The organism is Mycobacterium sp. (genome assembly GCF_044342925.1).
Taxonomy (GTDB): Bacteria; Actinomycetota; Actinomycetes; order Mycobacteriales; family Mycobacteriaceae; genus Mycobacterium.
Window position 1 is genome coordinate 1 of the sequence record NZ_JBIIOV010000087.1, and the last position, 13544, is coordinate 13544.

Below are 13544 nucleotides of genomic sequence, written 5' to 3' on the forward strand. Positions count from 1 at the left end.
CGTGTCTGAGACGGCCGGTTACAGATAGCATCGCCGGCATGGCTTATGTGATCACCACCGCATGCGTGGATGTCAAGCACAAGGCGTGCGCCGCCGAGTGCCCGGTCGACTGCATCTACGAGGGCGACCGGACCATGTACATCAACCCCGATGAGTGCGTCGACTGCGGCGCTTGCCGGCTGTTGTGCGAGGCCGACGCCATCTTCCACGAGGATGATCTGCCCGAGGCCGAGAAGAAATTCCGCACCGACAACGCGGCCTTCTTCACCGATATCCTGCCCGGCCGCGATGCCCCGCTCGGAACGCCCGGTGGCGCCTGCGACCTGGGACCCGTCGGGGTCGACACCCCACTGGTGGCGGGGCTGCCGGTTCAGCCTGGCGGATGACTTTCGGTGCACTCCCGGAAGCCGCCCCCCGGGCTCCGATGTAACGAAGTCGGCAGTTTCGCTGAATTACTCCGTGGGGTCAGGCGTGTTTTGCGTCTGATCTCCGACCTCTAGACTGGGCTTTCACTCACCGACCAGACAGGGAGCCACACGGAGCATGGCAAAAGCACTTCGGCGGGCACTTGCCGCTGCCGGGATCGCCATCGTCTCGATGGCGGCCACCGCCCCGACCAGCCTGGCGGCCATCGCCCCGGTCACCGCCGCCACAACGGTCGCATCGGTGCAGCCCTTCAACGGTCAGACCGTCGGCGTGGCGCACCCGATCACCGTCACCTTCACCCGCCCGGTTCGCGACCGCGCGGCGGCGGAGCGCTCCATTGCGGTGACCGCGCCGGCCCCGATGAGCGGCCGCTACGAATGGCGCACCGACAGCACCGTCGAGTTCCAGCCCGACCACTACTGGCCCGCGCATTCGCAGATCAAGTTGATGGCCGGCGGAGAGCGCCGCAGCTTCGGTACCGGCGCCACCGTGCTGGGCGTGGGCAGCATCTCCAATCACACCTTCACCGTCAGCATCGACGGGGTGATCATGCGGCAGATGCCGGCGTCGTTCGGCAAGCCGAGATTCGCTACTCCCGTCGGCTCGTTCAGCGTGCTGGAGAAGTACAAGTCGATCGTGATGGACTCCCGAACCATCGGCATCCCGTTGGAAGACCCGGAGGGCTACAAGCTGACCGTCGCCAACGCGGTGCGGGTCACCTGGGGTGGCGTTTACATTCACTCCGCTCCGTGGTCGGTAGGTTCCCAGGGCTACGCCAACGTCAGCCACGGCTGTGTCAACCTCAGCCCGGACAACGCGTGGTGGTACTTCAACGAAGTCGGCATCGGCGACCCGGTAGTCCTGAACTGGTAAGACCGGCGCGGCTACTGCGGCTGGGTCGAAGTCAGGCATCAATCCGTAATTCCGTCTCCTCGCCAAGTGGATCGATCACTGTAGCGACGAGGTCGCCCTTTCCGACCAGATCGCCCAAGCAGCGCCGTGGCTTGATCGGCGCCCACCATGGACTGGCGCAGGCCTCATCGAAGGGGTAGCCGCCCGACACCTCGGACGGCAGCACCGCTCTCGCATCGATCGCCGCGGCGATATCCTCGGCCACCGGCCACAGCGCCGGGCCGACATACATGTGCGGCTCAGCCTCGTTTTCGGCGTGAAGATCGAGCACGAGGTCGGCGTCATGGGCGAGCGTCGGATTGTTGCGACGTTCGACGCCGCGTCCGGCCCCAGCGCCGTCTGGGGCCGCCACCACAGTGCGTTGAACGATAGCAGTGACGGCGGGATCCGTTGCACGCCAACCGATGCCGACGACAGCGACGTTCTGGCGCCGCGGGATCGCTGATTCGTCTCGGACTGGGGTGCGCTCCCGCCTCATCAACGCTCAACCGGTCTCAATCACCGCCATTGGTAGCGACCTCATCCAGTACGGCAGCCAATTGTTCAACCGCCCAGTCGATCTCATCGGCGGTGATCACCAATGGCGGGGCGAACCGAAGTGTCGATCCTTGGGTATCCTTCACCAGCACACCGCGGGTAGCCAGGGCCCGGCTTAGCTGCTTCCCGGTGCCCAGGCGCGCATCGATGTCGACACCAGCCCACAGTCCCATCCCGCGCACATCGAGGACGCCCCGGCCGATCAGCGATCGCAGTCGCGCGTGCAGATGCTCACCGAGTTGCGCCGATCGTTGTTGGAACTCACCTCGGCGCAGAATTTTCACGACCTCGCTGCCAATGGCCGAGGCCAGCGGATTTCCCCCAAAAGTCGAGCCATGCTCACCCGGCCGGAGGACGCCGAGAACATCACGGGCGGCGACCACGGCCGACAACGGGATAACGCCGCCGCCCAACGCCTTGCCAAGCAGGTAGATGTCCGGCACAACTCCCCAGTGATCGCAGGCGAAGGTACGGCCGGTTCGTCCCAGACCGGACTGGATTTCGTCGGCGATCAACAAGACATTCTGTCGGCTGCACAACTCACGCAGCCGGGGCAGGTAGTCCTCCGGTGGGACAACGACACCCGCCTCGCCCTGGATGGGTTCGACGAGCACCGCAACCGTGTGCTGGTCGATCGCGGCCGCAACCGCGTCGGCGTCGCCGAATGGGGTTGAGCGGAATCCCGGCGTGAATGGACCGAACCCTGCGCGCGCGGAGTTATCCGAGGAGAAACTGACGATACTGATCGTGCGGCCATGAAAGTTGTTGTCGGCCACGATGATGTTGGCCATCCCCTCGGGTACACCCTTAACCTCGGTGCCCCATTTGCGCGCGACCTTGATCCCGGTCTCGACAGCCTCCGCGCCACTGTTCATCGGCAGGACCAGGTCCTTGCCGCATAACTCGGAGAGAGCCGCGCAGAACGGACCCAGGCGGTCGGAATGGAAGGCCCGGCTTACGAGGGTCAGCTCATCGAGTTGTCGATGAGCGGCCGCGACGATCTCGGGGTTGTGATGGCCGAAGTTGACCGCGGAATAGGCGGCCAGACAGTCCAGATACCGGCGGCCTTCGACGTCGGTGATCCACGCACCACGAGCACTGGTTGCCACCACCGGCAGCGGTGAGTAATTATGCGCGGTGTGTGCATCCTCGACTGCGATCGCCGCAGTTGTCGTCGAGGCTCTGGAATCGAGTGCTCCACTGACGATCATGAATGAAGCTCCAGGGTGCAGCATTTAACCGATCCGCCGCCCTTGATCAGCTCGGACAGATCGACGCCGATTGGATCGAAACCGGCGTGGTACAGCTGTTCAGCGTATCCGGTAGCCGGCTCCGGGTGAACCACATGCTTGCCGTCGGAGACCGCGTTAAGCCCCAATACGTAGGCATCGGCGGTGCCCACGGTGATCGCGTCCGGAAACAATTCCTGTAATCGGAGCCGGGATGCTTCGCTGAATGCTGGTGGATAGTAGCCAATAGTGGTGTCGTCGAGGACTGTCAGCGCGGTGTCGAGATGGTAGAAGCGGGGATCGATGAGTTCCAGTGTCAGTACGGGCATCCCGGTAATCTCGGCTACCTCCCGGTGGGCTCGCGGATCGGTCCGGAAACCTGTGCCGGCCAAGATGAGCTCGCCCGCCACCAGTAGGTCGCCCTGTCCCTCGTTGACGTAATGGGTGATCACAGGGGGGTAGCCGTGGCGGGTCATCCATTCGGCGTACGCTGCCGATTCACCCTCGCGTTCGGCGTGTTTGAAGCGCGCGACGATTGCGGCACCGTTCACGATCAATCCCGCGTTGGCGGCGAAGACCATGTCCGGCAAGCCCACCACTGGCTCGACAACGTCGACTCTGTGGCCCAACTCGCGATAGGTATCACGCAGCCTCTCCCACTGCGAGTTCGCGCGATCAACATCGACCACCGCGGTGGTGTCCATCCAGGGATTGATCGCGTACTTGACGTCGAAGAACGCTGGGCGAGTCATGACGTAATGGCGGAGGCGTGCGTTGCGAGTTCGCGGAATCGCCGCGGCGACATCAGGGGCAGTCGTCATGAAATAGACGGTATTGCACCGACGATACACAATCAATCATCATTTATTGCTTCTCCTAGCTGCTATTGTTGTGAGAAACAGTCACGGGCAACTATTTGTTGCGCGGCATGGACAGTAAGGCTGACCTTAGATGAACCGCCTCGATGACACCGACGAGCGCATTCTCGCCGAGTTGGCCGACAACGCCCGCTCGACGTTCGCCGACATAGGCGCCCGCGTGAAATTGTCGGCACCCGCGGTCAAGCGTCGGGTGGATCGGATGCTCGACAGCGGCGTCATCCGCGGGTTCACAACGGTGGTCGACCGCAGTGCGCTGGGCTGGAACACCGAAGCCTACGTACAGGTCTTCTGCCACGGCAGGATTGCACCGAATGAGTTACAGAAAGCCTGGATTGACATTCCGGAGATCGTGAGCGCAGCAACCGTCACCGGAACGTCGGATGCCATCCTGCACGTGTTGGCGCGTGACATGCAGCATCTGGAGGCAGCGTTGGAACGGATCCGGTCATCCGCCGAGTTGGAGAGGAGCGAGAGCATCGTCGTCTTGTCGAATCTCATCGACCGCTCCCGCTCGTGAGTTCGTGGCTCGTGATTCCGTGGCGACCACCTTGAATGACCTCGGCGTGCAGCGGAATTCAAGTAACTACCCAGCAGGCAACCGCCTGAGCTACGAGGAGCCGCCGTGAGCGATGTCCGCCCGCAAGACTTGGCCACCAGGGCGGTAGACCTAGTCCGGCACTGGCTGGCTGAAGCCGCGAAGGTGCCTGTCGACTCTTCGGCGGAGCAGTTGGCTGCGGTTCTCAAAGACCCCAATGGCCTTGAGTTCACAGTCGGTTTCGTCGACGGAGTGGTCCGCCCCGAGGACTTTTCCGTCGCCGCGGCGAATCTTCGGAGGCTTACTGCGAAAACTCCGGCATTCCTGCCTTGGTACATGCGCTTCGCAGTGACAGTCGGCGGGAAGCTGGCCACTGCGTTGCCGAGCCTCGTTATCCCTCTGGCGCGCAGGGTACTTCGCATCATGGTCAGCCATCTCATCATCGACGCGAGTGAAGCGAAGCTGGGCAAGTACATCGCGAAGATCAAAAAAGACGGGGTCAACCTCAACGTCAACCTGCTCGGCGAGGCGATTCTTGGCGAGGGTGAGGCCGCACGCCGGCTGGCCGGAACTGCCGAGTTGCTCGCTCGCGACGACGTGGACTACGTATCGATCAAGGTCTCGTCCACCGTCGCTCCGCACAACCGCTGGGCATTCGACGACGCCGTCAACCATATTGTCGAGAGGCTGGCACCGCTCTATCGCCAGGCGGTCTCCACCGCGCCCACCAGCAAATTCATCAACCTGGACATGGAGGAGTACAAGGATCTTGAGTTGACCATTGCAGTGTTCACCCGCCTTCTCGACAGCCCTGAGTTCACGCAGCTCGAAGCCGGGATCGTTCTCCAGGCCTACCTGCCCGACGCATTGTCAGCGATGGTCCGGCTGCAAGATTGGGCCGCGGCTCGCGTGGCAGCCGGCGGCGCCCCGATCAAGGTGCGCGTGGTCAAGGGCGCAAACCTGCCGATGGAATTGGTCGACGCCGATCTGCACGGCTGGCCATTGGCGACCTGGCACTCCAAGCGGGAGACCGACACCTCGTATATAGCCGTGCTCGACTACGCGATGCGCCCGGACCGGATAGTCAACGTCCGGATCGGGGTGGCCGGGCACAACCTTTTCGACGTGGCACTCGCCTGGCTGCTGGCCCAGGAGCGCGCAGTCACCGCGGGCATCGACTTCGAGATGCTGCTAGGTATGGCCGCGAGCCAGGCCGAGGTGGTGCGCAAAGATGTGGGCTCGTTACTGCTCTACACCCCGGTGGTGCATCCGGCTGAATTCGACGTGGCGATCGCGTATCTGATCCGTCGCCTTGAGGAGGGTGCATCGCAGGAGAACTTCATGTCCGCGGTTTTCGAGCTGGAAAAGGAACTGGAAAAGGAACTGGAAAAGGACCGGGAAAAGGACCGGGAAAAGGACGGAACCCTCTTCGAGCGGGAGAAACAGCGTTTCCTTGAGTCGCTGGCAGCTCTGACCGACGAGGTGCCGGCACCACACCGGGTTCAGGACCGCCGCCTGGCCCAGAGCCCTGCCCCGTCCTCCGCCCCGTCCCGTAGCTTCGCCAACTGCCCAGATACCGACCCGGATCTGCCGGGAAACCGTGAGTGGGGAGCACAGATCGCTGCGAGAATGCGCGGCTCGCATCTCGGTGAGGCCACAGCTGAGGCCGGCTGGGTCGGCTCGCAGGCTGAACTTGATCAGATCATGGCCACGGCTCTCGATGCTGCCGCCGCATGGCAGGGCCTGGGACCCGGTGCCAGAGCCGCGATCCTGCACCGCGCCGGAGACGTCCTGGAGGCCAAGCGGGCCGAGCTGCTGGAGGTGATGGGCGCCGAGTGCGGCAAGACACTCGACCAGGGCGACCCGGAGGTCTCCGAAGCGATCGATTTCGCTCACTACTACGCCGAGCGGGGTCGCGAGCTCCAGAGTGTTCGCGGCGCACTGTTCGTGCCGCCGAGCCTGACCGTCGTCACGCCGCCATGGAACTTCCCAGTCGCGATCCCCGCCGGGTCCACTCTCGCCGCGCTGGCCGCGGGCTCGGCGGTGGTGATCAAACCTGCCGCCGAGGCCAGGCGCTCCGGCGCCGTCATGGTCGAGGCTCTGTGGGAGGCGGGCGTTCCGCGGGAGCTGCTCGCGTACATCCAGTTGAGCGAGCGCGAACTGGGCGCCGCCCTGATCGCCCACCCGAAGGTCGACCGGCTGATCCTCACCGGTGCTTACGAGACGGCAGAGCTGTTCCGATCATTCCGGCCCGATCTACCCTTGCTGGCCGAGACCTCCGGCAAGAACGCCATCATCGTTACCCCGTCGGCCGATCTGGACCTGGCCGCCAAAGACGTCGTGCATTCGGCTTTCGGCCACGCCGGCCAGAAGTGTTCCGCCGCCTCACTGGCGGTGCTGGTAGGCAGCGTCGCGGATTCCGCACGATTCCGGGGTCAGCTGGGCGACGCCGTGCGTTCCTTGAAGGTTGGCTACCCGTGGGATCTGAGCACCCAGGTGGGGCCGCTGATCTCCCCGGCCGAGGGCAAGCTTCTTCGGGGGCTTACCACGCTCGGAGACGGGGAGTCCTGGCTCTTGACCCCACAACGGCTTGACGACTCGGGCAGGCTGTGGAGTCCCGGGGTGCGCCACGGCGTGCGGCGCGGTTCGGAGTTCCACCGCACCGAGTATTTCGGCCCGATCCTTGGTGTCATGGCCGCCGCGTCGTTGGAAGAGGCCGTGGCGATTGTCAACGAGGTTGATTACGGGCTCACCTCCGGTCTTCATTCCTTGAACGCCGAAGAGGTCGGCTACTGGCTGGAGCACATTCAAGCCGGCAACCTCTATGTCAACCGGGGGATCACCGGAGCAATCGTGCAGCGCCAGCCGTTCGGCGGCTGGAAGAAATCCGCGGTGGGCGCCGGCGCCAAGGCTGGTGGGCCGAACTACCTCGTCGGGATGGGCTCCTGGCGTGATTCCCCGCTGCCACCCGTTGCCGGCGCGGTGACCGGTGTTGCGGCCCAGATTCTCGAATCGATGGACGGACATGCGCACCGCGACTGGCTCGCCGGTGCGTTGAGCGACGACGCCCGCGTGTGGGCCGACGAGTTCGGTGTCGCCAAGGATGTGTCTGGACTGTTCGCCGAGCGAAACGTGTTCCGGTACCGGCCGGTGCCGGTTGTCATCCGTTACGAGGCAGGGACATCCGGGCACGGGGTGGCCGAACTCGCCCGGGTCGCCGCGGCGGGGCTCCTCGCAGGGGCGCCCCTGACCGTTTCCACCGCTATCGAATTGCACGGCTCCCTTGCCAATGTGCTGCGCGCGGCCAAAATCGCATTGTCGGTCGAGGACGGCGAATCCTGGACCGCTCGCGTCGCCCGACTGGCGCGGACCGGCCCGGTGCGCATTCGCCTGGTCGGGACGAGCGTCGTTGCGACAACTCGGGCTGCCGGCGGCTCCCCGGAGATTGCGGTCTACGGGTCGGATGTGGTGTCAGCCGGCCGGGTGGAGCTACTCACGTTCCTGCGGGAGCAGGCGGTGTCCATCACAGCGCACCGATACGGCACCCCAAATCATCTGAGTGACGCTGTGATCTAGACGTGCCGGGCTTTTCGCCCAGTCAGCCGTCCTTCTGTGAGGGGCTGGGCGTCACGGTCGTGGTGCTGACGGTTGTGGTCGGCGGCGCCGTGGTCGTGGTCGTAGTCGTGGTCGTGGTCGTGGTCGTGGTCGTGGTCGTAGTCGTGGTCGTGGTGGGCACCGCGGTGGTGGTTGGCGCCGCTGTCGTGGTGGTGGGCAAGCGCGGCTCGTTGAACTCGACCCAGGGATCTCGGTACAGCACGGTGTCGCCTTCGGACACCAGCAGGACGTCCTTGGACACCGCATACGTCACGTCGTCGTTGGTGGCGATCACCACGCCGTCGGCGCCCTTGCTGGCCGGCATCGTCAGAGCGGCCTGGTCGCTGATCCTGGCTCCGCGATATTCCAGTTGCCCGTCGTCGCTGACGCAGATGGCGACCATGGCGCGAGCGGTCCGGCCGAACTCCATCAGCATCTGGTCGTCGTCGCAGCGGGCGGCGGAATCGGTATAGCCGTGCTCGTCGGTGGCGAACTGCGGCGCGGTAGTCGGATCGGCGGCCGCATGGGGCAGGGCTGCTGCCGCAGCCAATCCGGCCGCTGCAACCATCAGTCCGGCGCGACGGGCTGCGGTCTGCGACATGGGCTGCCTTCCTCTCCACCAGGGGTACCACTGACAGCGAACCATCTATGCCGACGGATGCGCAGTTGCCGCGACGGCGTTTCGCCGCGGGGCACCGCTAGTCTCATCGCGTGCCCAAGCAGCGACTTGTCTTCACCGGCCACATCGCGGGTTTCGGCACGACGGCCGGCGTCCGCCTGGTGGTGGGTCGCTGGCTGACGTCGCCGTTCGGCGCCTTCGCCGACGTCATGGTGCAGACCCCCGGCGACGAGAGAATCCTGCTGGCCCCCAGCGCGCGCGTCGCCGACTTCGTGGCGTCCACCTACAACTTCGACCGCATCGAACTTGGTGATGTCACCACCCAGCTATCGGCGCACCGGCTGACGGTGCACGCGCCCGGTCTGACGGTCGCCGTGGATATCGGCGACCCAGCCCCATTGGATCGGTTGCTGCGGCTGGTGCCGGGGCGGCTGGCGATCCAGCCCTGGTGGCTGCGGGCGATCGACCCCGTTGCCTCGCGCATCGTCAAGGGCGTGCACACGGCCGGCAGCGCCGGCCACGGCCGGCGCGAGTACTACGGCGTTACACGCACCCGGCTCATCACCGGCGTCCGCGGCAGCTTCGCCGGCAGCGACCTGGGCGGGGTCGCCCCGCTGCTTCCGCCGGTCGGATTCGGGTTCTCCTCAGCACCGCCCACACCGCAGATCGTGGCGGTGTCGACGACCATCGACACGCCGGTTTCAGCGGTCGTCTGACGCCCGATTGGGGGCGTGGCTGAGCACCGCCCACAGCAGCCGTGCCGCTTTTCGCGCCCGCTCGTCGGGAACGATCGGCGCCCCGACCCCCGGCTGTTCGGCCGGCTCGCCGCCGATGTGTTCGACCAGCGCGACGGCCAAAGTCCGCAGTTTGACGTTGGATTCGTGGCTGGCACGCCGCAACGTCGCCCACGCCGACTCCGCGTCGCAGCGCAAGCTGCCCATGATGGCGCCCTTGGCCTGCTCGATAGCGCCGCGGGACTGCAGCACGGCGAGCATGTCGGCGATCTCGCTGCCGTCCTCGGCGGCAGCGGAGGTCACCAGGGCAGCGGTGATCAACTGCTCGTAACCGATCAGGGTGGTGATGGTCGCGGCCTGCGCCGGCCCGCCCAGAAAGCACGAGACCACCAGCGTCTCGTCGGCCTCCCAGACACCCGGTACCGCGGCGGCTCCCTGTACCTGCAGCAGGGCGTCGTCCGCCCCGTTGAGGTAGGCGCGCACGGCGTCCTTGGTCAGCTTCGGCCACCGGTCGTCGGCCCACACATCGAGGCTGAGCACCGGAACCTGGTGCTCCACGGCGATCTCGATCGGGCCTCCCAGGCCGGACATCTGGCACTCCAGGTAGCCGACCCCGACATCGCGGGTGGCAAGAACCGTCATCCCTTCCCGCTTGGAGTGCACAGTGACGGCGAGCCCGACGGCGCCGGGCAGGTCACGCTGGATCCGCTCGAAAATCCGGTCGAAAAGCTCACTGTGGGAGGTGTTTTCCCGGGGATGAAAGATCGGTGCGGGCATCGTCTACTCTGCCCTGACCACGGACGCCACCCGGTCCAGGCCGGAGATCGCCAGCAGCGTGGTGATGTGTCCGGTCGGTTTGACCACCATGGTCAGTTCGGTTGTGGCGGCAAGGGAGAACAGCGCTCGCACTGCCGCGCTATCGCAGTAGCTGACGGCGGTGAGATCAACGGTCAGCGACTGAGATCCGTTGCACGCCTTGGTCATCGCGTTCTGGAACTCGTTGACGTTGGCCAGGTCGATATCGCCGCTGACCACGACCAGCGGTGGGTGATCGTGGGAGGCCACCGTCACGGCGAACCGCGCCTCGGTCATCGGGACAACTCCTTGGTCATCGATATGGCGGTCCCGTCCATGGCAGTCCTCAACTCCACGGTGTCGACCAGGGCATTGATCAGGTGCATGCCATGACCGCGGTGACCGGAAGAGACGCTCGCCGGCTTCCAGCGTCCGTTGTCCGATACCGACAGTGCAAGCACATCGCCGTTCATCGCGGCCGTCATGCAGATCGCGACCGGTCCGGCCGCGCCGACAACCGCATGTTCGGTCGCGTTCGCGGTGGCCTCGCCGACGGCCAGCAGAACGTCGGCGACCGATTCGGAGTCGAGCCCGGCTGCGATCAGCCACTCCCGCAGCTGCGCGCGGCTGACCGCCAGACTGTCCGGATGAGCCGGCAGGGTGACGCTCAACGGAGCCGGCGGATGGCGGTACAACACCGCGGCGGCCCGTCCCTGCTCGCCGAGGGACATGATCACCTCATCGGCCAGTGGTCCGATGCCGACAGCGGCGCCGTCGTCGAGGAGCGCGGCGGTACGGCCGCCGGGTCCGCTGGTCAACAGCACCGTCGCCCCGGGCGTCAACGCGGTGACCGCCGTCCGGTCGGTCGCGCCGTCGAGCGCCACCGACGGCATCCCGGGGACGGCCAGGACCACCGCGGCGTCACCTCGGGTGCTGTAACGGAGGGTGTCGGCGTCAAGGACTGCGGCCAGGCCCGACACCGCCCAACCGTTGAGCCCGGCGAGGCTGCGCACCGGGTCGGCGGTCCGCAGCAAGGCGGACCGGATATCTGCCATCAGGGCTTCTCCGGCCAGCAGGGCTTCGCCGCCCGCAGTCGAGCAGCACCCGAGTAGGACACCTGTCTTACCGGCCGGCATCGGAATGATGTCGAACCAGTACCCGACCAGAGTGGCGGGGAAGAAGCGGGCAGCGAACCTCCGCGGCGCCGGCAGTATGCCGAACGTTCCGCCGGTTTCGGAGCCGCCAGGTACTCGAAGAAAACCCTCGGGGCTCAGCGCCTCATCGACCATACGATCCCCCAAAGCCTCGATTCGCGCAGCCTATCAAGAACGGCGGTTCGGGCGAACGGGACAACCGGCAGCGGTTAGGGTTTAAGCCATGTTCCGCGAACTCGTGATGGCAACGGTTGTGGTCGGCGGCGCGTTGGTGGCGGCGCCGGCAGCCGTCGCGGACGGAACCCAGACCACCTACCCCGGTGATGTCCCGGAGATGGTCTATGACGCTCACCTGAGCGCCCCGTGCTACCGCTGGGACCGGTTCATCTTCGGTCGCGGACCCGGTGGTGCGGCCTTGGCGTGTCACTTCATCCCCAACCTGTCCTACACCGGCATGGACCGACCGCCCGCCGGAACAGGTTTCTGGGTCGTCTCGCCCAAGCTGTACGGCGTTCAGGCGGTGGGGACGCCCTGCCCCGGATCGCAGGCCGCGGCGCAGTCGCCGGACGGTCTGCCGATGCTGTGCCTGGGCGACCGCGGCTGGCAGCCCGGGTTCCTCAAGGTCGGGGAATGGGGCAACGGCAGCTCGTTCGTCCCGGCGGGCTGAGCCTCGTCAGACCGCTGACGCCGCCTCGTTGAGTTCGTTGAGGCGGTTGGTCGCCTCCAGATACTCGTCGACCCACCGTTCGATCACCGTCGCGGTCTTCTCCACTTTCCAGAGCTGGCCGACGACTTGGCCGACCGGATTGAACGCCACGTCCACCGTCTCGTCCGGGTACTTGCTCGTCGCGGCCACCGCCATCCCGGAAACCATGTACTGCAAGGGCATTCCCAGCGGTTCGGGGTTTCCCGGGGTCTCCCAGGCCTGTGTCCACTCGTTGCGCAGCATGCGGCACGGCTTGCCGGTGAACGAGCGGCTGCGGACGGTGTCGCGGCTGGTGGCCTTGGCGTAGGCGGCCTGCTGCACCGGTGTGTTGTGGGCTTCCTCGACCATCAGCCATTGCGAGCCCGACCAGGTTCCCTGGCAGCCCAGCGCCAGCGCGGCGGCGATCTGCTCGCCGCTGCCGATACCGCCGGCGGCGAGCACCGGGCGCGGCGCGACCGCTCTGACCGCCTGTGGCCACAGCACGATCGAGCCGACGTCGCCGCAGTGGCCGCCGCCCTCGCCGCCCTGGGCGATGATGATGTCGACGTCGGCCTCGGCGTGCTTGATCGCCTGCGCCGGTGACCCGCAGAGCGCGGCGACCTTGCGACCGGATTCGTGGATGTGCTTGATCATCTCGACCGGCGGCGTGCCTAGCGCGTTGGCGATCAGGGTGACCTTGGGATGTCGCAGCGCCACCTCGACCTGCGGGGTGGCGGTGGCCTCGGTCCAGCCGAGCAGTTGCAGGGCATTCGAGTCGGCATCGGCGGTGGGGACCCCGTGATCGGCGAGGATCTTCTTGGCGAAGTCCAGGTGCTGCTGCGGCACCATCTTTTTCAGCATCTCGGCGAGTTCGTCGCCGGACATGTCGGAGTTCATTCCCTCGTACTTGTTAGGAATCACGATGTCGACGCCGTACGGGTGATCGCCGATGTGCTCATCGATCCACGCGCACTCGATCTCGAGTTGTTCGGGGGTGAAGCCGACGGCGCCGAGCACCCCGAAGCCGCCGGCCTTGCTGACCGCGACCACGACGTCGCGACAATGGGTGAACGCGAAGATGGGGAATTCGATCCCCAGTTCGACGCAGAGCGCGGTGTGCATGGGGCCCACTCCTCGGGAAAAGAAATTGGAACGTGTTCTAATTTCAGTCTAGACCCGACGCCACAGGCGTAGCGTTGAACAGGCGCTCGACGTAGTGCCCAGGAGGTCGACGATCGTGGCCACTCTTCGTAAGACAGCACTGGCGGCGATCATCGCCGTGACATCCCTCGGCTGCGCGCCGCTGGCTTCGGCGGCCCCGGATCCGACTCCGCAGGCCCCCTGTTACAACGGCATCACCCCGCTCAACCCGTATGCCGACAACTGCGCTCTGCCGTCGCGCCCGCCTCATGTGCTGGGATCGGCGCCGGACCAGACTGCCAT

Annotated in this window: 15 protein-coding genes; 7 read left to right on the forward strand and 8 right to left on the reverse strand. The window is 65.8% G+C overall.

Features of this window, described 5'->3' with window-relative positions; all coding sequences use genetic code 11:
• Positions 1 to 38 precede the first annotated feature (38 nt).
• Complete coding sequence (fdxA, locus tag ADBZ6I_RS10495) at positions 39 to 386, forward strand: ferredoxin (RefSeq protein ID WP_526383519.1); 348 nt, start codon at positions 39 to 41, stop codon at positions 384 to 386.
• A gap of 157 nt (positions 387 to 543) precedes the next feature.
• Positions 544 to 1299, forward strand: coding sequence for a L,D-transpeptidase (locus ADBZ6I_RS10500; protein ID WP_526383521.1), 756 nt, complete (start codon positions 544 to 546; stop codon positions 1297 to 1299).
• A 31-nt stretch (positions 1300 to 1330) separates the two neighbouring features.
• On the opposite strand, the gene ADBZ6I_RS10505 is transcribed toward ADBZ6I_RS10500, so the two are convergent.
• From ADBZ6I_RS10505 to ddaH, 3 genes are all read right to left on the reverse strand, one after another.
• Positions 1331 to 1690 (reverse strand): hypothetical protein, encoded by a 360-nt coding sequence (locus tag ADBZ6I_RS10505; protein WP_526383523.1) that lies wholly within the window; start codon positions 1688 to 1690, stop codon positions 1331 to 1333.
• A 142-nt stretch (positions 1691 to 1832) separates the two neighbouring features.
• A complete protein-coding gene (gene rocD, locus ADBZ6I_RS10510; RefSeq protein WP_526383525.1) occupies positions 1833 to 3086 on the reverse strand; it encodes an ornithine--oxo-acid transaminase in 1254 nt (417 codons plus the stop codon).
• On the reverse strand, positions 3083 to 3925 hold the full coding sequence (ddaH, locus tag ADBZ6I_RS10515; RefSeq protein ID WP_526383527.1) for a dimethylargininase: 843 nt from the start codon (positions 3923 to 3925) through the stop codon (positions 3083 to 3085). The genes rocD and ddaH overlap by 4 nt, the downstream gene beginning before the upstream one ends.
• 130 nt (positions 3926 to 4055) lie before the next feature.
• On the opposite strand from ddaH, the gene ADBZ6I_RS10520 reads away from it, so the two are divergent.
• Positions 4056 to 4502: an Rv2324 family transcriptional regulator gene (locus ADBZ6I_RS10520; protein WP_526383529.1), complete on the forward strand. Its 447-nt coding sequence runs from the start codon at positions 4056 to 4058 to the stop codon at positions 4500 to 4502.
• A gap of 441 nt (positions 4503 to 4943) precedes the next feature.
• Complete coding sequence (locus tag ADBZ6I_RS10525) at positions 4944 to 8096, forward strand: proline dehydrogenase family protein (protein WP_526383531.1); 3153 nt, start codon at positions 4944 to 4946, stop codon at positions 8094 to 8096.
• Positions 8097 to 8118: 22 nt separating this feature from the next.
• On the opposite strand, the gene ADBZ6I_RS10530 is transcribed toward ADBZ6I_RS10525, so the two are convergent.
• A complete protein-coding gene (locus ADBZ6I_RS10530; protein WP_526383533.1) occupies positions 8119 to 8715 on the reverse strand; it encodes a hypothetical protein in 597 nt (198 codons plus the stop codon).
• Between the two features lie 110 nt (positions 8716 to 8825).
• Between ADBZ6I_RS10530 and ADBZ6I_RS10535 the strand changes: the two genes are divergently transcribed.
• Positions 8826 to 9449: a hypothetical protein gene (locus ADBZ6I_RS10535; protein WP_526383535.1), complete on the forward strand. Its 624-nt coding sequence runs from the start codon at positions 8826 to 8828 to the stop codon at positions 9447 to 9449.
• Here ADBZ6I_RS10535 and ADBZ6I_RS10540 read toward each other — a convergent pair.
• Genes ADBZ6I_RS10540 through ADBZ6I_RS10550 form a run of 3 tightly spaced genes read right to left on the reverse strand, consistent with a single transcriptional unit; the run spans position 9435 to position 11551 of the window.
• Positions 9435 to 10244 (reverse strand): ANTAR domain-containing protein, encoded by an 810-nt coding sequence (locus ADBZ6I_RS10540; RefSeq protein WP_526383537.1) that lies wholly within the window; start codon positions 10242 to 10244, stop codon positions 9435 to 9437. The genes ADBZ6I_RS10535 and ADBZ6I_RS10540 overlap by 15 nt on opposite strands.
• 3 nt (positions 10245 to 10247) lie before the next feature.
• Positions 10248 to 10559: an STAS domain-containing protein gene (locus ADBZ6I_RS10545; protein ID WP_526383539.1), complete on the reverse strand. Its 312-nt coding sequence runs from the start codon at positions 10557 to 10559 to the stop codon at positions 10248 to 10250.
• Positions 10556 to 11551 (reverse strand): ATP-binding protein, encoded by a 996-nt coding sequence (locus ADBZ6I_RS10550; protein ID WP_526383541.1) that lies wholly within the window; start codon positions 11549 to 11551, stop codon positions 10556 to 10558. Before ADBZ6I_RS10550 ends, ADBZ6I_RS10545 begins: the two co-directional genes overlap by 4 nt.
• An 88-nt stretch (positions 11552 to 11639) precedes the next feature.
• On the opposite strand from ADBZ6I_RS10550, the gene ADBZ6I_RS10555 reads away from it, so the two are divergent.
• Positions 11640 to 12083: a hypothetical protein gene (locus ADBZ6I_RS10555; protein ID WP_526383543.1), complete on the forward strand. Its 444-nt coding sequence runs from the start codon at positions 11640 to 11642 to the stop codon at positions 12081 to 12083.
• Positions 12084 to 12089: 6 nt separating this feature from the next.
• On the opposite strand, the gene ADBZ6I_RS10560 is transcribed toward ADBZ6I_RS10555, so the two are convergent.
• Positions 12090 to 13223 (reverse strand): nitronate monooxygenase, encoded by a 1134-nt coding sequence (locus tag ADBZ6I_RS10560; RefSeq protein ID WP_526383545.1) that lies wholly within the window; start codon positions 13221 to 13223, stop codon positions 12090 to 12092.
• Between the two features lie 115 nt (positions 13224 to 13338).
• On the opposite strand from ADBZ6I_RS10560, the gene ADBZ6I_RS10565 reads away from it, so the two are divergent.
• Positions 13339 to 13544, forward strand: a 206-nt coding sequence (locus ADBZ6I_RS10565; protein ID WP_526383547.1) for a hypothetical protein, incomplete at its 3' end; no start/stop codon positions are given.